At 70.7% G+C, this 17,827-nt stretch carries 20 protein-coding genes and 1 tRNA gene; 11 read left to right on the top strand and 10 right to left on the bottom strand.

All coding sequences use genetic code 11. The annotated features are described in order from the left end of the window. Positions 1 to 152 precede the first annotated feature (152 nt). Positions 153 to 1,292: a 23S rRNA (uracil(747)-C(5))-methyltransferase RlmC gene (gene rlmC, locus RH864_RS19015; RefSeq protein WP_310519152.1), complete on the top strand. Its 1,140-nt coding sequence runs from the start codon at positions 153 to 155 to the stop codon at positions 1,290 to 1,292. A gap of 316 nt (positions 1,293 to 1,608) precedes the next feature. Here the strand turns inward: rlmC and RH864_RS19010 are convergent, their stop codons facing one another. Both RH864_RS19010 and proC read right to left on the bottom strand, forming a co-directional pair. After that, on the bottom strand, positions 1,609 to 1,731 hold the full coding sequence (locus tag RH864_RS19010) for a hypothetical protein (protein ID WP_310519151.1): 123 nt from the start codon (positions 1,729 to 1,731) through the stop codon (positions 1,609 to 1,611). A 272-nt stretch (positions 1,732 to 2,003) separates the two neighbouring features. Continuing rightward, positions 2,004 to 2,855 carry a pyrroline-5-carboxylate reductase gene (proC, locus tag RH864_RS19005; protein WP_310519150.1) on the bottom strand — a complete coding sequence of 284 codons (852 nt, stop codon included), beginning with the start codon at positions 2,853 to 2,855 and terminating at the stop codon, positions 2,004 to 2,006. A gap of 23 nt (positions 2,856 to 2,878) precedes the next feature. On the opposite strand from proC, the gene RH864_RS19000 reads away from it, so the two are divergent. Then, complete coding sequence (locus RH864_RS19000) at positions 2,879 to 3,841, top strand: cation diffusion facilitator family transporter (protein ID WP_310519149.1); 963 nt, start codon at positions 2,879 to 2,881, stop codon at positions 3,839 to 3,841. A 21-nt stretch (positions 3,842 to 3,862) separates the two neighbouring features. Here RH864_RS19000 and RH864_RS18995 read toward each other — a convergent pair whose 3' ends face one another. After that, positions 3,863 to 4,303: a nucleoside deaminase gene (locus RH864_RS18995; RefSeq protein ID WP_310519154.1), complete on the bottom strand. Its 441-nt coding sequence runs from the start codon at positions 4,301 to 4,303 to the stop codon at positions 3,863 to 3,865. Between the two features lie 77 nt (positions 4,304 to 4,380). Here RH864_RS18995 and upp point away from each other — a divergent pair, with 77 nt between their 5' ends. The 3 genes from upp to RH864_RS18980 all read left to right on the top strand — a co-directional run bounded on the left by upp (position 4,381) and on the right by RH864_RS18980 (position 7,042). After that, a complete protein-coding gene (gene upp, locus RH864_RS18990; RefSeq protein WP_310519148.1) occupies positions 4,381 to 5,013 on the top strand; it encodes a uracil phosphoribosyltransferase in 633 nt (210 codons plus the stop codon). Between the two features lie 498 nt (positions 5,014 to 5,511). Beyond that, complete coding sequence (locus RH864_RS18985; RefSeq protein ID WP_310519147.1) at positions 5,512 to 6,258, top strand: winged helix-turn-helix domain-containing protein; 747 nt, start codon at positions 5,512 to 5,514, stop codon at positions 6,256 to 6,258. A gap of 331 nt (positions 6,259 to 6,589) precedes the next feature. Then, positions 6,590 to 7,042 (top strand): MarR family winged helix-turn-helix transcriptional regulator, encoded by a 453-nt coding sequence (locus RH864_RS18980; RefSeq protein ID WP_310519146.1) that lies wholly within the window; start codon positions 6,590 to 6,592, stop codon positions 7,040 to 7,042. A 294-nt stretch (positions 7,043 to 7,336) separates the two neighbouring features. Here the strand turns inward: RH864_RS18980 and RH864_RS18975 are convergent, their stop codons facing one another. From RH864_RS18975 to RH864_RS18965, 3 genes are all read right to left on the bottom strand, one after another. Further along, positions 7,337 to 7,636, bottom strand: coding sequence for a GNAT family N-acetyltransferase (locus RH864_RS18975; RefSeq protein WP_310519145.1), 300 nt, complete (start codon positions 7,634 to 7,636; stop codon positions 7,337 to 7,339). Continuing rightward, complete coding sequence (locus RH864_RS18970) at positions 7,636 to 8,979, bottom strand: hypothetical protein (protein WP_310519144.1); 1,344 nt, start codon at positions 8,977 to 8,979, stop codon at positions 7,636 to 7,638. Before RH864_RS18970 ends, RH864_RS18975 begins: the two co-directional genes overlap by 1 nt. A gap of 239 nt (positions 8,980 to 9,218) precedes the next feature. Continuing rightward, positions 9,219 to 9,294 (bottom strand) — tRNA-Arg (locus RH864_RS18965). Positions 9,295 to 9,394: 100 nt separating this feature from the next. Here RH864_RS18965 and RH864_RS18960 point away from each other — a divergent pair. Further along, positions 9,395 to 9,718, top strand: a complete 324-nt coding sequence (locus RH864_RS18960; protein WP_310519143.1) for a DUF7882 family protein — start codon at positions 9,395 to 9,397, stop codon at positions 9,716 to 9,718. 126 nt (positions 9,719 to 9,844) lie between these two features. Beyond that, complete coding sequence (locus tag RH864_RS18955) at positions 9,845 to 10,519, top strand: SRPBCC family protein (RefSeq protein WP_310519142.1); 675 nt, start codon at positions 9,845 to 9,847, stop codon at positions 10,517 to 10,519. Positions 10,520 to 10,592: 73 nt separating this feature from the next. Here the strand turns inward: RH864_RS18955 and RH864_RS18950 are convergent, their stop codons facing one another. Together RH864_RS18950 and RH864_RS18945 are read right to left on the bottom strand one after the other, a co-directional pair. After that, entirely contained in the window at positions 10,593 to 10,964 is a 372-nt protein-coding gene (locus RH864_RS18950; protein ID WP_310519141.1) for a DUF7882 family protein, read from the bottom strand. Between the two features lie 81 nt (positions 10,965 to 11,045). Next, a complete protein-coding gene (locus RH864_RS18945; RefSeq protein ID WP_310519140.1) occupies positions 11,046 to 11,213 on the bottom strand; it encodes a hypothetical protein in 168 nt (55 codons plus the stop codon). 284 nt (positions 11,214 to 11,497) lie between these two features. On the opposite strand from RH864_RS18945, the gene RH864_RS18940 reads away from it, so the two are divergent. From RH864_RS18940 to RH864_RS18930, 3 genes are read left to right on the top strand one after another with little or no spacing between them, the layout of a single operon-like run. Then, the gene (locus tag RH864_RS18940; protein WP_310519153.1) at positions 11,498 to 12,379 is read left to right on the top strand and encodes an SDR family oxidoreductase; all 882 of its coding nucleotides are present in this window, start codon (positions 11,498 to 11,500) and stop codon (positions 12,377 to 12,379) included. 41 nt (positions 12,380 to 12,420) lie between these two features. Then, entirely contained in the window at positions 12,421 to 12,687 is a 267-nt protein-coding gene (locus RH864_RS18935) for a DUF7218 family protein (protein ID WP_310519139.1), read from the top strand. Between the two features lie 16 nt (positions 12,688 to 12,703). Next, entirely contained in the window at positions 12,704 to 13,672 is a 969-nt protein-coding gene (locus tag RH864_RS18930) for a DNA topoisomerase IB (protein ID WP_310519138.1), read from the top strand. A gap of 17 nt (positions 13,673 to 13,689) precedes the next feature. Here RH864_RS18930 and RH864_RS18925 read toward each other — a convergent pair whose 3' ends face one another. Both RH864_RS18925 and RH864_RS18920 read right to left on the bottom strand, forming a co-directional pair. Continuing rightward, complete coding sequence (locus tag RH864_RS18925; protein WP_310519137.1) at positions 13,690 to 14,052, bottom strand: DUF7882 family protein; 363 nt, start codon at positions 14,050 to 14,052, stop codon at positions 13,690 to 13,692. Positions 14,053 to 14,131: 79 nt separating this feature from the next. Further along, positions 14,132 to 16,582 carry an ATP-dependent DNA ligase gene (locus RH864_RS18920; protein ID WP_310519136.1) on the bottom strand — a complete coding sequence of 817 codons (2,451 nt, stop codon included), beginning with the start codon at positions 16,580 to 16,582 and terminating at the stop codon, positions 14,132 to 14,134. 85 nt (positions 16,583 to 16,667) lie between these two features. Between RH864_RS18920 and ku the strand changes: the two genes are divergently transcribed. Further along, positions 16,668 to 17,645 (top strand): non-homologous end joining protein Ku, encoded by a 978-nt coding sequence (gene ku / locus RH864_RS18915; protein WP_310519135.1) that lies wholly within the window; start codon positions 16,668 to 16,670, stop codon positions 17,643 to 17,645. The last annotated feature ends 182 nt before the right edge of the window (positions 17,646 to 17,827 follow it).

The raw sequence follows: 17,827 nt of genomic DNA, 5'->3' as shown, positions 1-17,827 counted from the left end.
GCGGTCCCGGCGGTGCCGGTGGCGGCTTCCAGCGTCCCGGCGGCGGCTTCGGCGGGCCGCGGCCCCCGGGGGGGGGGGGGGGGGGGCGGGGGCCCCGGGGGGGGAGGGGGGGGGGGGGGGGGCGGGGGGGGGGGGCCGCGTACGCTGGACGGGTGCAGTGCGGGTACTTCGACGACTGGCGATGCCGGTCGTGTTCGCTCATGGGCGACCCGTACGCGGCGCAGCTCGCGGCGAAGCAGCGCCGCGCCGAGGAGCTGCTCGCGCCGTTCGGCGTCGGCACGTGGCATCCGGCCGTCGCCAGTGGCGAGCGCGACTACCGCAACAAGGCGAAGATGGTCGTCGGCGGCACCGTCGACGCCCCGACCATCGGCGTGCTCGACGCCGACGGACACGGCGTGGACCTGCAGGCCTGCGGTATCTGTTCGCCCGGCCACCGCGCCGCGTTCGAGGTGCTGGCCCGCTTCATCACGCTCGCCCGGCTGACGCCGTACGACGTCACCGCGCGTCGCGGCGAGCTCAAGCATCTGATCATCACGGAGTCGCCCGATGGCGAGCTCATGGTGCGGTTCGTGCTGCGCTCGACCGAGCCACTGCCGCGGCTGCGCAAGCACCTGCCCACCCTGCTGGCCGAGCTGCCGAACGCGAGGGTCGTGAGCGCGAACCTGCTGCCCGAGCACAAGGCGGTGCTCGAGGGCGACGACGAGGTCGTGCTCACCGCGCAGCAGACGCTGCCGATGCGACTGGGCGACGTGACCATGCATCTGCGGCCGCAGAGCTTCTTCCAGACCAACACCGCGATCGCCGCGGCGCTGTACGCCGAGGCGCGTGACTGGATCCGCGACCTCGCGCCCGACGAGGCCTGGGACCTGTACTCGGGCGTCGGCGGCTTCGCGCTGCATCTCGCCGGGGGCGGCACGACGGTCACGGGCATCGAGACGAGCGTCGAGGCCGTCGCCAGCGCGGAGCTCAGCCGCACCGACGCGGCGCTCGATCGGGTGCGGTTCGAGGCGGGTGACGCGACGGCGTTCGCGCTGGGTGCGGAGTCCGCGCCCGACCTCGTCGTCGTGAACCCGCCGCGGCGCGGCATCGGCGCCGAGCTCGCGGGCTGGCTCGAGCGGTCGGATGCCTCGCACGTGCTCTATTCGAGCTGCAACGCCGTCTCGCTCGCGAAGGACCTGGCGGCGATGCCGTCGCTGCGCCCGGTGCGGGCGCGGGTCTTCGACATGTTCCCGCAGACGACCCACTTCGAGGTCATGGTGCTGCTGGAGCGGCGCCCGCCGCTGGTCGGGTAGCGCCGACACGACGTGGCGACGCGTACCGAGACCACGGTCACCACGTCTCGATACGCGTGCTCGTCCCTCGCGCGCTACTCGACCAACGAGGGAGGGCGGGTGCGTGCAGCGGCGCCCGCGGCTGGCCGGATAGCGCGGACACGACGTGGCGACGCGTACCGAGACCACGGTCGCCGGGTCTCGATACGCGTGCTCGTCCCTCGCGCGCTACTCGACCAGCGAGGGAGGGCGGGCTCGGGTCTGCTGGAGCGGGCCGGCGGCTGAGCGTGGCCGAACTCGTCGGCGTGCGGCTCAGCCGCCCTGCTCGCGGACCGGATCAGCGCTTGCGCGCCTTCACGATGCCCTCTTCGGCCTTCTCGCGCTTCTGCGCTCGCTTCTCCTTCAAGGAGGGTTGGGCCTGCTTCTTGGTCGAATTCCCACGGGGGTTCTTGTCGGCCATATTGAGCTCGCTTCCCTTCTTCAGCTGGCGGGCTTCCGAGTGACCATAGCCGAGTTCCAGCAGGAAGTCATGTCCGCTCCGAGCGAACCGATCGCGCGAAAAACTCCCGGTTATGACAATATTCCTCGCCAACCCACCAACCCACGCCCCCACGCCCCCACGCCCCCCGCCGAGTGTTACCGACCCGCCTCGCGTGTCGTCGGTACCGGACCACGCCCGGGGCGGATCGGTAACACTCGGTGTTGCTGAGTGGGGGGTGGGTCAGGGGTGGGTCAGGCGCCGGCGGCGAGCTCTCGGGAGCGCGCGAGCGCGGCGGCGGTGGCGCGGTCGAACGTGTCCTTGAGCTGCGCCTCCTCGAGCACGGCGACGGCGCGTTCGGTCGTGCCCTTGGGGCTGGTCACGCGGCGGCGCAGCTCGGCGGGGTCTTCGCCGGAGGCGGCGAGCAGTTCGGATGCCCCGCGGAACGTGCCCTGCACCATCAGCGCCGCCTGCTCGGGCGTGAACCCCAGGCCCACCGCGGTCGCGGTGAGCTGCTCGATGAGGAAGAACACGTAGGCGGGGCCGGAACCCGAGACCGCCGACAGCGCGTCGAGCTGCGACTCGGGGAGGACGAGCACGTCGCCGACCGTCTCGAAGAGCGACACCACGAGCTCGAGGTCGGCCCGGCTCGAACGGGTCCCGGCCGACACCCCGGTGACCGCCCGCCCGACGAGGGCCGGCGTGTTCGGCATCGTGCGCACGACCGAAACGTGCGCCGGCAGCAGCGACTCGAACGTCGCGACCGTGACGCCCGCGGCCACGCTCACCACGATGACCCCCGGCTCCAGCGCGTCGGCGATCTCGCGCAGCAGGTCGGGCACCATCGCGGGCTTCACCGCGACCACGACGATCTTGGCGCCTTCGATCGCACGGCGGTTGGCGGAGGCATCCGTCTCGGTCGCGAAGGCGACCACGCCGTCGACGCCGTCGAACTCGGCGGCCTTCGCCGCCGACCGGTTCGTGGCCCGGATGCCGCCCTCGATCACGACCCCCGGCCGCAGCAGGCCGTTGAGCACGGCACGGGCCATCGAGCCCGCCCCGAGGAAGGCGATCGTGGGCAGGGTCACAGAGTCCGGTCGCGGCATGCGACCCATCCTAGGATTGCCGCATGAGTGCAACAGGCGGCACGAAGGCCATCATCGCGGCGTTCCTCGCGAACCTCGGCATCGCGATCACGAAGTTCATCGCGTGGGCGGTCTCGGGCTCGGCGTCGATGCTCGCCGAGGGTGTGCACTCGCTGGCCGACTCGGGCAACCAGCTGCTGCTGATCCTCGGCGGCCGCAAGGCGAAGAAGCAGGCCGACCGCGAGCACCCGTTCGGCTACGGCCGCGAACGGTACGTGTACGCGTTCGTCGTGTCGATCATCCTGTTCTCCGTCGGCGGCGTGTTCTCGATCTATGAGGGCATCGACAAGCTGCAGCATCCGCACGAGCTCACGAACGTGTGGCTGCCGATCCTCGTGCTCGGCATCGCGATCGTGCTCGAGTCGTTCTCGCTGCGCACCGCGGTCAAGGAGTCGAACCCGCTGCGCGGGCGGCAGACCTGGGTGCAGTTCGTGCGCCGCGCGAAGGCGCCCGAGCTGCCCGTCGTGCTGCTCGAAGACCTGGCCGCGCTGACGGGCCTCGTGTTCGCGCTGCTCGGCGTGGGCCTCACGGCGATCACGGGCAACAGCACGTTCGACGCGATCGGCACGCTCGCGATCGGCACGCTGCTCATCGTGGTCGCGATCATCCTCGGCATCGAGACGAAGAGCCTGCTCGTCGGCGAGGGCGCGAACGAGAGCGAGCTCGAGCAGATCGAGCGCGCGATCCTGAACGGCCCCGAGGCCGAGCGCATCATCCACATGAAGACCCTCTACCTCGGTCCCGACGAGCTGCTCGTCGCCGCGAAGCTCGGCTTCGCCGCCGACCAGCGGCTGCTCGAGGTCTCCGCGGCCACGAACGTCATCGAGCGGCGCATCCGCGAGGTCGTGCCGACGGCCCGCGTCATCTACATCGAGCCCGACGTCTGGGTCGACCCCGAGGCGGTCGCGCCGCCCACGGACGCGATCGTCATCAAAGGCCTCGAATGACGGATGCCTCGGCGGCGACCGTCAGGGCCGCCTGAGCGGGTCCTCGAAGAAGCGGAGGAGCAGGTCGGCCGAGGCCTCGGCCTCGACGCCCGGGATCACCTCGGCGCGATGGTTGAACCGGCGGTCGCGCAGCAGGTCGTACAGCGATCCCGCGGCGCCCACCTGGTCGTCCCAGGCGCCGAAGACCACGGTGCCGACGCGCGACTGCACGATCGCTCCGGCGCACATCACGCACGGCTCGAGCGTGACGACGAGGGTGCACTCGTTGAGGCGCCAGTCGCCGATCGCGGCGGCGGCGTCCCGGATCGCCAGGACTTCGGCGTGGGCGGTGGGATCGCGCGTGAGCTCACGTTCGTTCCGCCGTGCGGCGATGATGCGGCCACGCCCGTCGGCGACCACCGCACCGACCGGCACGTCACGCGTCGCGGGCGCCTGCTCCGCTTCGGCGAGCGCGAGACGCATCCACTCCCGGTGGAGCCGCGAGATCGGCACGTCCACGCGCTCTCCCTCCGAAACCCGCCGGAACTAGACTCGAGCCTATGCGAGTCCACGTTGCCGATCACCCGCTCATCACCCACAAGCTGACGGTGCTGCGCGACGCCCGGACCCCGTCGCCCGTGTTCCGTTCCCTCGTCGACGAGCTGATGACGCTGCTCGCCTACGAGGGCACACGCAACGTGCGCGTCGAGCCCGTCGACCTCGTCACCCCCGTCGCCGCGACGACCGGCGTGCGGATCGCCGAGCCGAAGCCGCTGATCGTGCCGATTCTGCGGGCGGGTCTCGGCATGCTCGACGGCATGGCGAAGATGGTGCCGACGGCCGAGGTCGGCTTCCTCGGCATGGCACGCGACGAGGAGACGCTGCAGCCCACGACGTACGCCGAGCGGCTTCCCGACGACCTCTCGGACCGTCAGTGCTTCGTGCTCGACCCGATGCTCGCGACGGGCGGCTCGCTCACGGCGGCCATCGAGTTCCTGTTCGCGCGCGGCGCCGTCGACGTCACCGCGATCTGCATCCTCGCGGCGCCCGAGGGCCTCGCGGCCGTCGAGGATGCGCTGCGCGGTCGCGAGGTCACGATCGTGCTCGGCGCGGTGGACGAGCGGCTCAACGAGCTCGGATACATCGTGCCGGGCCTCGGCGACGCCGGCGACCGGCTCTACGGCACGGTATAAGCACGTCGCGCGCGCCGGGTGCCGCGAAGGATCTTCACGCCTGTCGCGATACCTCGCGATGTTCGCACAAGAAGATTTTTTGGGCGGCGCAATCTCGAAAGGGTCTTGCGACACCTCCGCACTCGGCCGCGATCCTTCTCCCGGTCGCGGGGGCGCGCGCACCGTGTGCGATGTCATGCTCCGTCATGCGGACGTCACGAATTGACACATCCGGGGCCGGTCCGTTTTACTCGCAGCATGACTGACACCGCACGCACCCTGACCGCCCGCGAGGCGAACAGGACTGCCGACATGATGATGTCGGCGCGTGCCCCCATGTGTTGTCGAATGTGCCGCTGATCCTGCGCCCTTCCTCCGAGGCCGCGCGCGACCCGCATCCAGGTCGCCGGGCTCTCGCTCGAACCGCCGCTCTCGGCGCTTCACCCGGCCGCCAGCCGGCCATTTGAACCGGCCCCGATCTCCGCGGGCCGCACCTCGCACTTCGCACAAGGAATCGTCATGTCGCTTGCGTACGCTCCCACCCGTCCCGCCGTCGCCCTCGCACCTCAGCCCGGCCGTCCCGAGATCGCCGGGACCCCGTCGGTCGCCTCGGCACCCACCTCCCCCGCCGCGGCTGCGCCGCGCGTCCGCGCCGTCCCGGACGGCACCGAAGCCCGCGGCTTCGTGCTCTACGTCGGAATCGACGAGGCGAAGGCCCTCGCCGACGGCACGAGCCTGCACCGCATCGTCGAGGCGCTCCGGCGCCTCACCGCCGAGGTCGCACCCTCGGCGGAGACCTACGCCGCCGTCGCGCTGGCACCCGAGGGCGCCGGCGGCCGCGACGTCGACGTGGTGCGCCTCGCGCTCCAGGACCCCGCCGCACTCGCCAAGCAGCGCGCCGACGACACGGCCGACGACCTCGACCGTCACCCCAACGGCGTCATCATCGACATCTCGCGCAAGCGCGTGCTGCTCGACGGCGAGGCCGCAGGCCTGACCTACAAGGAGTTCGAGCTGCTGCAGTACCTCGTGCTGCGCGAGGGCCGCACCATCGACCGCCATGAGCTCATCGACAACCTCTGGGCCGCGGCCGACGATGAGGCCCCGAGCGAGCGCACGATCGATGTCCACGTGCGCCGCCTGCGCTCCAAGCTCGCCCACTACCAGGACATCGTGCGGACCGTCCGCGGGTCCGGCTACCGCTTCGACCGGCACGCCGACGTCTCGATCCGGCAGGCGTCCACGCCGAGCCCTGACGTGTTCTGATTCGATCGAACTGCCTCTAGCGCAGCGTTATCGATCTGTTATATATTCGAAGAGCACCGGCTGTTTGCTGTGGCGGCCGGTGCGGAATGTGATTGCAGGACACTCTTGGTGCAAGAGTGAGGGTCGGTCGTCAGCCTCTACGACCGGCCCTCACTCATTTCCACCGGGGCCTTCGCGTGGCTCCCGTCCGCGCCGACGATCGCATCCGGGCGCTGCGGACGACGACCGCACACCGTGAATTCGCCTGCAATCCGTCCATCGAAGAGCATGCTCCGCGCGCGATTTCCGTATTCTGTTACGCACAGACATCGCACAACGAATGGAGTCCCTCATGGCAGATCGCACTCGGACGGTCGCGGCTTGGGAGTCGCTCTTCCGGGCGCAGGTCGCCGTCATGCGCGCGCTCGCTGCGGAGTTCCCGTCCGACGTCATCTCGCTGAACGAGTACGACGTGCTCTTCAACATCACGCGCGCGCCCGAGCGACGTCTCCGCCTCAAAGACCTCAACCGCCACGTGCTGCTGACCCAGCCGAGCGTGAGCCGGCTCGTCGACCGGCTCACCGCACGCGGGCTGCTCACCAAGACCGACGACCCGCTCGACGGGCGCGGCACGATCGTCGCGATCACACCCGAGGGATTCCGCCTGTTCCGCGAGGTCGCCATCTCCCACATGGATGCGATCACGCGTCACGTGGGCACCGCGCTCGACCTCGACGAGCTCGCACGCCTCTCCGAGCTCTGCGACCGACTCCGGCTCTCGGTCAACGGCGCACCGGCCGGCTGAGCCCCGCCCGCCGGCCGAGACGCGGCAGGCGCAGACGGTGGGGCGGGAACCCTACCTCCCGCCCCGCCGCGGCCTCCCGTAGAGGCCTCCCCCGCCGAGCGACCCGAACTGAGCTCGGCGAGCGTCCTCAGTGTCGAGCCATGCACTGTCACAGGCTCGCGTTGAGGGCGGATCGCCGGCTTTTGGGGCCGGCTCGGGCTTATTCGCATGGTAACGCGAGGATGCCTCAGACACCAGACTCCCGCGCGAGGAATGTGGCGACGCGAGTCGGGCCCCGAGGGTCGCCCGGACCGCTCAGCGCGTCGGGGCCGCCACCGAGTCGGCGTACTCGGGGTGCTCCTCGAGATAGGCGGCGATGAACGGGCACTCGGGCACGATGGTGTCGCCGGCGGCGATGGTCGCCTCGATGACGTGCCGGGCGAGCTCGCTGCCGATCCCCCGGCCCTCGAACTCGGGCTTCACGACCGTGTGGGTGAACACGACGCGGCCCGGCTCCTCCCGGAACATCGCGAAGCCCAGCACCCTGGCGCCGTCGGACACCTCATACCGGCTGCGATCGTCGTTCCGGATGATCTCGTAGGACTGCTCGTTCATCATTCGACCGTACGCCGTGCGCCGTCGAGCGCGCCGACGAGCGATGGGCGGGATGTCTGCGGCGATCGTCGGTCGGGCGGCTCGTCGGGCACGGCGGCCAGGGTGCGCCGCCGGCCGGCACGACCGACCGTCACCGGTGCGCGGGAACGGCGTGCGTGGCCGGCCGAGCGCGTCGCCGGCGTGCGAGCGCCGGCCTGGCGGCGGACGCGATGCGGAACCAGGTGCCTCGCCGGGGGCTCGGCCGCCACGGAGGTCAGGGCGTCCGGGCCGGCGGGCTCGCCGAGCGCGGCCGGGCCGGTGACGGCCACGAGCACGATCAGCCACGCGAACACGAGCGTGAACGCGACGATCTCGAACACGGTCAGGTTGAACACCTTCAGTCCGTCGTACGCGATCATGGCCGCGATCTCGACCGCAAGCGCGGCGTATGAGAAGACGACGAGGGTGCGAGGCATCCGCCGGGCCCAGAGCTGGACACCCAGCGCGAGCACGGCGAAGCCCGCGGCCGCACCACACGCGAAGAGGTTGTGGAGGTCGGTGGCTCGGTCGATCGGCACGATGCCGACGCCCATCAGGCTCACCCCGATGAAGGCGATGAGCACGCGGACCGCGGTCAGCCCGCCGCGCCGCAGCCGGAATCGCTCCGAACGCAGCGCGCCGCTGAGCGCGGGCCCGAGCAGGGCCATGCCGAGACCCGACATGGTGATGGCGATGTTGAAACACGCGGCCGCGATGTCGTCTGAGGTGCCGAGCGTGCTGAAGTTGTGCACCCACCACTCACCGGTCGGGGTGATGCTCATGCTCGCGAGACTGCCCGCGGCGAGCAGGAGGGCGACGAGGTTGAAGCTGCGGTACGCCTCGTGATCGATCGCGGCGCGGTGCAGCCGCATGGTGCCGACGCCGAGGCCGAGCGCGAACACGAGACCCACGATGACGGGACCACCGGGCACGGGTTCGAAGGCGGGTGCGGTGAAGTGCACCATGAGCAGGCCGACTCCCGCCCAGACGAGACCGTTCGCGCGGGCTCGTCGCGCAGCGCTGATCTCGGGCAGGCCGAGCGTGCGGAGCACCTCGAGGCTGGCCGGCGAGCCCGAGACGATCACGAGCATGGCGCCCGCGGCGGCCGCGGCCGCGATGGCCGGCAGCGCCCAGAGGTTCGGCTGCCCGGCCAGTCCCGCGCCGGCCAGCCCCGCGCCGGGCAGTCCAGCGCCGGGCCCACCGGCGTCGGCGAGCTGCACGGCGATGATCGCGAATGCGAGCGAGATGAGCGCCACGTGGGCGCGACGGATGTAGCCGTGGCCTCCGCGGCCGAGCACCAGGCGCGCGACCGAGGGCACGGACAACGCACCCGCGTACCCACCCACCATCTGTACCCCAGACCCGGAAAACGGTTGTGTGCTGAGCCTATCCGGGCCATATGACATGGGATCCACCCGGTCGAAGCGCGACGCACTGATCCTCAGGCAATTCACAGAATACCTGATTCGGCGACAACTCGCCGCATCGATCCGTGCCTGGGCGCTCTGGTGACCCAAGGCACTCCGGTGATACTGCCGGCACCGAGGCCGTGAGACTCATCACATGGCGCGCCCGGAGGGACTCGAACCCCCAACCTTCTGATCCGTAGTCAGATGCTCTATCCATTGAGCTACGGGCGCATGGGATGCCGCCTGGCGCATTCGCCGCATCAGGCAACCCAGTTACTCTAACTCACGAGTTCTCCGATCGCCAATCGGCGCCGGCCGCTACGATCGCTCCATGGGCCGACTGATCTACAACTCCTCGCAACGCGAGCTGGAGATCGACGACCGCACGCTCGCGCACCTTCGCGTCGCCATCCTCAGCAAGCTCCGCCGATCGGAGAGCTTCTCCCTCACCTGGGAGCACGGCGTGGCGAACGGCAGCGGCCGCACGACGCTCTGGCTGCACGAGTCGATCCCCCTGCAGTTCGTCTTCAGCGGCAATCGTTCACCGAGGCTGAACCGGCTCTGGATCGAGCAACTGCTGCTGCAGGCCAACAGCACCGGCGGGCTGCAGTGGGTGCCCGAGCCCGACGAGCACGCGGAGTTCGAGGGCGACTGATCGCCCCCTCCGCAGGCGGCTCGTTCGTAGCATCCGCCCCCGACCCCGGCAACCCCCTCATCACGCGAACGCCGCCTGCCTACCGTGACCGAGGGCGCACCCAGCGTCCTGACGGAAGGAGTCGAGATGAGTACGACCGTGAGTTCTGACATCGACGTGGACGTACCCGTGCGCGTGGCCTACGACCAGTGGACGCAGTTCGAGTCGTTCCCGAACTTCATGGGCGGCGTCGAGGAGATCCGCCAGCTCGACGACGCGACGACGCACTGGATCGTGTCGATCGGCGGCGTCAAGCGCGAGTTCGACGCGAAGATCACCGACCAGGTCCCGGACTCGCACGTCGCCTGGCAGAGCATCGACGAGCCGAGGCACCGGGGGCGCATCGCGTTCCGTTCTGACGGGCCGGAGCGGACCCATCTCGACCTCGAGCTCGAGTGGGAGCCCGAGGGCTTCGTCGAGAAGGCCGGTGCGGCGCTGCAGATCGACGATATGCAGGTCCGACGCGACCTCGAACGGTTCAAGCGGTTCATCGAGGCGCGCGGCGATGAGACCGGCGCCTGGCGCGGCGAGATCCACGGCGGGCAGCCCGCGGCGGGCGGCGCGGCAGGCGGGTCAGCCGCGGCGGGCGGCGCGGCCGGCGGGTCAGCCGCTGACCGCGAGGTCGGCGGCATGTCGGGCATGGGCGCTCCGTCGACGGGCCGGCACGTCGCCGACGGCGACGAGGGCCGGGGTGGCGCGACCGGCACCGTCCCGCCGACGGGCGACGGAGCGATCGGCAGCGACCCCGACCTCAGGGCCTGATCCTCGGGCAGCCCGCAGGGCCCGGTCTGGAGCCGACTCCGTCGCTCCGGCCGGGCCCGATCCGTGCCGGGGCTCAGCCCTCGGTGCCGGGGTCGGCGCCGGGGTCGCCGGGGTCGGCGCCGGGGTCGGTGCCGGCCTCGGCGCGCTCGACCTGCTCGATCACGAGCTGGATCCCGCCGGTGGAGTTCGCCGACTTCATGAGCTCCTCGATCCAGCGTCGGCTCAGCTCGGGGCGCTCGGGCTCGTCGAAGACGAACCGGAGCGGGATCGACGGGTGCAGCCAGAGCGTGCTCCGTCCGCGCGGCTGGTCGGCGGGATGCTGCCAGGAGAGCGTGAAGCTCTCGCCGCGCCGCAGCTTCGTGGTGATCGCGACCTTCAGATGTGAAAGTGCACGATCCTCGATGCCGATCGGGGTGCCGGACTCCCCGTAGAACAGCGTGCCCACTCCTCGACCATACGCCGAACGGGCGCCCCGTGGGGCGCCCGTTCGAGCTCTGCGAACCGGCGGCGGAGCCGCCGGCGGCGGTCATACCGCTCGCTTGTTCCCTCCGATGTACCGGAGCAGGAACACGATGACGGCGATGATCGCCAGGGCGATGCCGACCCAGAGCAGGAAGTTCAGCGTGGGCACCACACCTCCGGTGATCAGCAGCACCACAGCGGCGATCGCGATGATTGCGACGAGGATGTTCATATCAATCTCCTTCACGGTTCCGCACGTGTTCGACATACGGGACCGGCCCCGCATGAGGACCGGATCGAGACGCGGTTGGCGTCCCCACGTTCATCAAGCTACGCCCGGCGGAACGACCCCCGGAAGGGGTTGACCGGTTTCTCGCGCCGATGCTATCCCGCGAATGAGCGCGCTCTCAGCAGGTCGGCGCCCGACCGGCCACGGCGACTGTCAACCCCTTCAGGCCCCGCGTGCGGCGCGCGTAGCGTGGCCGACCAACCACCGATAGGAGCGTGACATCCACGATGAACGACCACCTCATCGACCCGACCACCAAGCACACGGCCGAGCCGTTCCCCAAGCAGGAGCAGTCGCAGCCGGGACTGACCGGCGAGATGCACCCGCAGCCCGACCATGGCGAGCAGAGCTACCGCGGGTCGGGCAAGCTGACGGGGCGGCACGCGTTGATCACGGGCGGCGACTCCGGCATCGGGCGGGCGGTCGCGATCGCCTTCGCTCGCGAGGGGGCGGATGTCTCGATCGTGTACCTGCCCGAAGAGCAGGAGGACGCCGAAGAGACGGCGCGCTGGATCGAGGATGCCGGCCGAAAGGCCGTGCTGCTCCCGGGCGATCTGCGGGACGAGGGGTTCTGTACCTCCGTGGTCGACCGCACGGTCTCGGAGCTGGGCGGCCTCGACCTGGTCGTGCTGAACGCCGCGCACCAGCGCGAACGCGGGGGCATCGACGAGATCCCCACGGACGGCTTCGAACGCGTCATGCGCACGAACCTCTTCGCGCCGGTCTTCATCGCCCGTGCGGCGGTGCCCAAGCTCGAGCCCGGCTCGTCGATCATCACCACGGCCTCGATCCAGGGCTTCGACCCGTCGTACGCCCTCGTCGACTACGCCATGACCAAGGCGGCCCAGGTCGCGTTCACCAAGGCGCTCGCCGAGGAGCTCGGCCCGAAGGGCATCCGCGTGAACGCGGTCGCACCAGGCCCGATCTGGACCCCGCTCATCCCCGCGACGGGCTGGCCGGACAAGCTGCCGAGCTTCGGCCAGGACACACCGCTCGGCCGAGCCGGCCAGCCGGCCGAGCTCGCGGGCGCGTACGTGTACCTCGCATCGGACGAGGCCTCCTACGTGTCCGGCGCGATTCTGCCGGTGACGGGCGGGAAGGGCCTCTAGTCCTCGAGAAGCCTCGAGAACGCCTCGCGAAAGGAGACGCAATGCCAGGGAAGAAGAACTCGTCGCTCAAGGATCCCGAGCTCTACGAAGAGCTCCGGAAGGACGGGGCGTCCAAGGAGAAGGCGGCGCGCATCTCGAACGCCGCAGCGAACCAGGGTCGCAGCGCCGTCGGGCGCAAGGGCGGCACACACGGCGACTACGAGGACTGGACGGTCGACGAGCTGCGCAAGCGCGCCAAGGAGCTCGGGCTCTCGGGCTACAGCGGCAAGCGCAAGGCCGAACTGATCGACGCCCTCCGCAACCACTGAGCCCTCGCCGAGTCAGATGCCCAGACTGCGCCGCGTCGAACCGTACTCGTCCCCCGGCTGGACCCGTGTCCGCCGGGGGACGGGCTTCTCCTATGTGCACGCGGACGGCTCCGCGGCCGGGCGCGCGGAGCGCGCTCGTTTCGCCGAGCTTGCGGTGCCTCCCGCCTGGCGTGAGGTGTGGATCGCCGACGCCCTGAACGCGCACATCCTCGCGGTCGGCGTCGACGCCGCGGGCCGCCGGCAGTACCTCTACCATCCCGCGTGGCGCGAGCGGCAGGACGCCGAGAAGTTCCTGCGCATGGCGGCGCTCATCCGCGCCCTCCCGGCAGCCCGGGAGACGGTCCTCGAGGATCTGGCCGGCGACGAGCCGCTGCGCACGCTCGTGCTCGCGGCGGCGTTCCGCACCCTCGACCTCGGCGCGCTGCGGGTCGGCTCCGAGGAGTCGCTCTCCACCGCGAAGACCCGCGGATTGACGACGCTCCTGGTGCGCAACGCGAGCGCAGAGGACGACCGCGTGCGGTTCCGCTTCCGCGCGAAGGGCGGCATCGCGCAGAACCTCACGATCCCGGATGCCACGCTCGCCGCGTTCGTCGAACGGAACGCCGAACGGGCGGCCTCCGCGCGCCTGTACGCGTGGCGGGACGGCCGGCGCTACCGCGCGCTGAGCGCGTCGGACGTGAACGACGACATCCGCGAGCGGACCGCCGGCGACTTCACCGCGAAGGACTTCCGCACGCTGCGCGGGACGGTCGTCGCGGCCGAACGGCTCGCCGCGATCGGTCCCGAGACCACTCGCAAGGCCCGCACGGCCGCGATGCGGGACGCGGTGGTCGCGGCATCCGAGGCCCTGGGCAACACTCCCACGATCGCGAAGGCGAGCTACATCGACCCCCGCGTCTTCACGGCCTACGCCGAGGGCGTCGTGCTCCCCGCGGGCGACATGGAGCGCGCCCTGCTCGAGCTGATCGAGCCGGACGCGTCCTGACGCGACGGGCCTCCCCGCTAGACGGCGGCGATCGGGGCGGCGGAACGACTGCCGCCCGTCGGTGCCGCGTGCGCCTCGGTGTCGATGTGCTCGTCGACGAGCTGGATGCCGCCGGTCGAGTTGGCGGAGCGCATCAGGTCTTCGACCCACTCGCGGCTGAGGTCGGGCGACTCGGGGGCGTCGAACACGAAGCGCAGCGGGATCGTCGGATGCAGCCAGAGCGTGCTGCGGCCCCGGGGCTGATCATCGGGGTGCTGCCACGACAGCGTGAAGCTCTCGCCACGACGGAGCTTCGTCACGATCGCCACCTTGAGGTGCGCGAGCGCGCGGTCCTCGATGCCGATCGGCGTCCCGGAATCGCCGTAGTACAGGGTGCCCATGCATGAACCATACCCGCGCCGGTGCCCACGGCGTGTGACGGCGCCAGCATCGCCGCGTAGGCGATCCCGGTGGCTGGACTCACGGCCCGCCCGGCTCCTCCCGGACGACATCGTCGGGCGACTTGTCGGGCCGCAGCCCTCGCCAGCGCGGATGTCTCGCCACCCCGGTCTTCGTCCACTCGCCGAACTCGATCTCCCCGACGAGCCGCGGCTCCAGCCACGTGGCATCCGACGCGTCGACCGCGGGCATCTCGACGAACGGCGCCTCGGCGCGCTCGATCGGCCGGAACGCATCGAGCAGTCGACGGAGCTCGACCTCTCTGAACCCCGAGCCGACCCGGCCGACGTACTCGAGTCCGTGCGCGCCCGGAATGCCGACGAGCAGCGAGCGGACCTGTCCCGTCCGCGTCCCGGAGCCGCGTCGGTACCCGCCGATCACGACCTCCTGCGTCCGGGTGACTTTGAGCTTCAGCCAGTCGTCGCTGCGCGCGCCCGGCCGGTACGGCGAGCCCCGCCGTTTCGCCACGAGCCCCTCCCGGCCGAGCTCGCGAGCCTCGTCGAGCGCGGCCTCGGGCTCGTCCTCCACGACCGGCGGCACCTCGACGGGGACGTCGCTCCCCGGGCGGACGAGTCGTTCGAGCCGAGCCCGGCGACGCTCGTACGGCTCGTCGATCGTCGGCGTCCCCGCGACCTCGAGCACGTCGAACAGCAGCAGGCGTACCGGGATCTCGGCGGCGAGCTCGGCGATCTCACGCGGCTTCGTCACGTTCATGCGCGGCTGCAGTCGGCCGAAGTCGGTCCTGCCGTGCTCGTCGAGCGCGACGATCTCGCCGTCGACGAGCGCATCGGCGCGCAGCGCTGAGGCCAGCCCCGCGAGCTCCGGGTACCGCGCGGTCTCGTCGCGCCCGCTCCGGCTGATCAGCCGCACCGCACCGCCCTCGACCCGGGCGAGCACGCGGATGCCGTCCCACTTCCACTCGAGCGCCCAGTCGCCGCGCGCGAGCGCGCCGACCGTGCCGAGCGTCGCCAGCATGGGCCGTTCCTCCGACTCCGCCCCAGCGGGGTCGCGAATGGTCGCTGCATGGGCTCGCGAGCGACGATTCGCGACCCCGCTGGAGGGAGATGGGGCGGGTGCAGCGGGAGCGGCGGCCTGCTCCTTCATGCGATGCAGGAGCCAGTTCGACTTCTCCCCCTCGCCCTGCGTGCGGATGAGCGCCAGGCGCACGCTCCCGAGCGGGCCGCCCGGCGCGCCCGCGAGCGTGAAGATGACTTCGTCGTCGCGCCACTTCTCGGCGTCGTACGTGCCGGTGTCCCAGACGGTCATGCTGCCCGCGCCGTATTGCCCCTCGGGGATCGTGCCCTCGAAGTCGAGGTACTCCATCGGGTGGTCCTCGGTCTGCACCGCGAGATGGTTCACCCCGCTCGACTCGGGCACGCCCTTCGGCACCGCCCAGCTCTTGAGCACGCCGTCGCGCTCGAGCCGGAGGTCGTAGTGCAGCCGCCGCGCATGATGCTCCCCGATGACGAAGCGCAGCCGGCCGTCGGCCGGCGGACCCCATGCCGCGGACGGCATAGGCTCGGGCGTCTCGCCCTCGTTCCGCATGGACAGGTAGGTCGCGAGCGGGCCGGTCGACGGGCCGGATGCCTCGAGCGGCGCCGCCGGATCGTTCCCCGCGCCGACCCGTTCGAGCACCTCCTGCCATTCCAGATGCCTGAGCTCCGGATCGTCGAGCTCGGCCCAGGTGCGCGGCGCGGCGACCGTCGGGCGGTGCCGCCCGCGCAGCGAATACGGCGCGATCGTGGTCTTGTTCTGGTTGTTCTGACTCCAGTCGATGAGCACCTTGCCCGGGCGCAGCGCCTTCTTCATGCTCGAGACGATGAGGTCGGGGTGATCGGCCTCGAGTGCACGCGCGAGCTCGTGCGCGACCTCGGAGATCTGCTGCGAGGTCTGCGCGCCGTCGAGCGGCGCGTACAGATGGATGCCCTTGCTGCCGCTCGTCACGGGATATGCCTCGAGGCGCATGCCGGCGAGGATGTCGCGCACCATGCGTGCGACCTCGGCGCACTCGGCGAGCCCCGCGCCCTCGCCGGGGTCGAGGTCGAACACGAGCCGGTCCGGGTTGCCGCGCGCGCCGTCGGGCGTGAACCGCCACTGCGGCACGTGCACCTCGAGCGACGCCTGCTGCGCGAGCCAGACGAGCGCCGCACGGCTGTCCGCGATCGGGTAGGTCTTCGGGCCGTCGGAATGCTCGATCGTGCCGCGGCGCAGCCAGTCCGGCGCATGATCGGCGAGCGCCTTCTCGAAGAACACCTGCCCCGGGGCATCCGCCGTGCCGACGCCGTGCACCCAGCGCTTGCGCGTGACCGGACGCCCCGCGACCAGCGGCACCATGACCGGCGCGACCTCGGCATAGTACGAGATCACCTCGCCCTTGGTCGTGCCCGTCTCGGGATACAGCACCTTGTCGAGGTTCGTCAGCCGCAGTCGGCGGCCATCGACCTCGACGAGTTGCCGTTCGTCCCCACCCATGCCGCCATCCTTTCGCATGCGCGGTGCGCGCGATATCCGTTGCAAGGGGTTCACATGCAGATGTATCGGGGTGTCTACTGGGAGCATGCGAGCCGTGTGGAAGGGTGCGGTCACGTTCGGCCTGGTCAACGTGCCCGTGAAGCTGTACAGCGCGACCGAGGGTCACGACGTGTCGCTGCACCAGGTGCACGCCGCCGACGGCGGCCGGATCCGGTACCAGCGCGTGTGCGAGATCGACGGCGAGGTCGTGCCCTACCAGGACATCGACAAGGCGTACGACGACGGCGAGCAGACGGTCATCATCACCGACCAGGACCTCAAGGCGCTGCCCGCCGAGCGCAGCCGCGAGATCGAGGTCGTCGAGTTCGTGCCCACCGAGCAGATCGACCCGATCATGTTCGACAAGAGCTACTACCTCGAACCCGACTCGGCCTCGTCGAAGGCCTACGTGCTGCTGCGGAAGACCCTCGAGTCGACCGACAAGACCGCGATCGTGCAGATGGCGCTCCGGCAGAAGACGCGCCTCGCGGCGCTGCGCGTGCACGGCGACGTGCTCCTCGTGCAGACGCTGCTCTGGAGCGACGAGGTGCGCAAGGCGGAGTTCAAGAGCCTGAACGAGGACGTGAAGATCTCGGCCAAGGAGCTCGACCTGTCCAAGCAGCTCGTCGAGAGCCTCGTGACCGACTTCGAGCCCGAACAGTACGTCGACGAGTACCAGGAGGAGCTGCGCACCCTCATCAAGGCGAAGATCGAAGAGGGCGACGCGCTCGACACGGCCAAGACGTTCGGCGAGCAGCCCAAGGACGAGGAGGGCGGCGAGGTCATCGACCTCATGGAGGCCCTGCGGCAGTCGATCGCCGCGAAGCGCGGCGGCGCGGGCGCAGGGTCGAAGGCGGCCTCGGACGAAGATGCCGACGAGGAGGCCGCCGACGAGGCATCCGGTTCGTCGAAGCAGGCGCCCGCGAAGAAGGCGCCCGCCAAGAAGGCGCCCGCGAAGAAGGCCCCCGCGAAGAAGCCCGCGGCCAAGAAGGAGCCCGCCACTCGCAAGAAGGCCGCCTCCTAGCCCTTCCCCCGCCGCCCCTCCTGACCGGGCACCCACCGCGTTGGAAGTCGAAAAGTGGGTTGGAAGTCGCCCCTGCGTGCCTTCCAACCCACTTTTCGGCTTCCCACACACGGGCGGCGGCGTTGGCGGGGGGGTAGGCGGGAGGGGGGGGGGGGGGGGGGGGTCAAAGGGGGGTCGGGGGG

This window comes from Agromyces aerolatus, from assembly GCF_031432255.1.
GTDB lineage: Bacteria > Actinomycetota > Actinomycetes > Actinomycetales > Microbacteriaceae > Agromyces.
This window is presented reverse-complemented; position numbering and strand designations above follow the sequence as displayed.

Coding starts and splice junctions, on each gene's coding strand:
- RH864_RS19010 (WP_310519151.1), bottom strand. CDS start 1,731: ATGGCCGACAAGAACCCCCGTGGGAATTCGACCAAGAAGCAGGCCCAA.
- proC (WP_310519150.1), bottom strand. CDS start 2,855: ATGCCGCGACCGGACTCTGTGACCCTGCCCACGATCGCCTTCCTCGGG.
- RH864_RS19000 (WP_310519149.1), top strand. CDS start 2,879: ATGAGTGCAACAGGCGGCACGAAGGCCATCATCGCGGCGTTCCTCGCG.
- RH864_RS18995 (WP_310519154.1), bottom strand. CDS start 4,303: ATGCGTCTCGCGCTCGCCGAAGCGGAGCAGGCGCCCGCGACGCGTGAC.
- upp (WP_310519148.1), top strand. CDS start 4,381: ATGCGAGTCCACGTTGCCGATCACCCGCTCATCACCCACAAGCTGACG.
- RH864_RS18985 (WP_310519147.1), top strand. CDS start 5,512: ATGTCGCTTGCGTACGCTCCCACCCGTCCCGCCGTCGCCCTCGCACCT.
- RH864_RS18980 (WP_310519146.1), top strand. CDS start 6,590: ATGGCAGATCGCACTCGGACGGTCGCGGCTTGGGAGTCGCTCTTCCGG.
- RH864_RS18975 (WP_310519145.1), bottom strand. CDS start 7,636: ATGAACGAGCAGTCCTACGAGATCATCCGGAACGACGATCGCAGCCGG.
- RH864_RS18960 (WP_310519143.1), top strand. CDS start 9,395: ATGGGCCGACTGATCTACAACTCCTCGCAACGCGAGCTGGAGATCGAC.
- RH864_RS18955 (WP_310519142.1), top strand. CDS start 9,845: ATGAGTACGACCGTGAGTTCTGACATCGACGTGGACGTACCCGTGCGC.
- RH864_RS18945 (WP_310519140.1), bottom strand. CDS start 11,213: ATGAACATCCTCGTCGCAATCATCGCGATCGCCGCTGTGGTGCTGCTG.
- RH864_RS18940 (WP_310519153.1), top strand. CDS start 11,498: ATGAACGACCACCTCATCGACCCGACCACCAAGCACACGGCCGAGCCG.
- RH864_RS18935 (WP_310519139.1), top strand. CDS start 12,421: ATGCCAGGGAAGAAGAACTCGTCGCTCAAGGATCCCGAGCTCTACGAA.
- RH864_RS18930 (WP_310519138.1), top strand. CDS start 12,704: ATGCCCAGACTGCGCCGCGTCGAACCGTACTCGTCCCCCGGCTGGACC.
- RH864_RS18925 (WP_310519137.1), bottom strand. CDS start 14,052: ATGGGCACCCTGTACTACGGCGATTCCGGGACGCCGATCGGCATCGAG.
- RH864_RS18920 (WP_310519136.1), bottom strand. CDS start 16,582: ATGGGTGGGGACGAACGGCAACTCGTCGAGGTCGATGGCCGCCGACTG.
- ku (WP_310519135.1), top strand. CDS start 16,668: ATGCGAGCCGTGTGGAAGGGTGCGGTCACGTTCGGCCTGGTCAACGTG.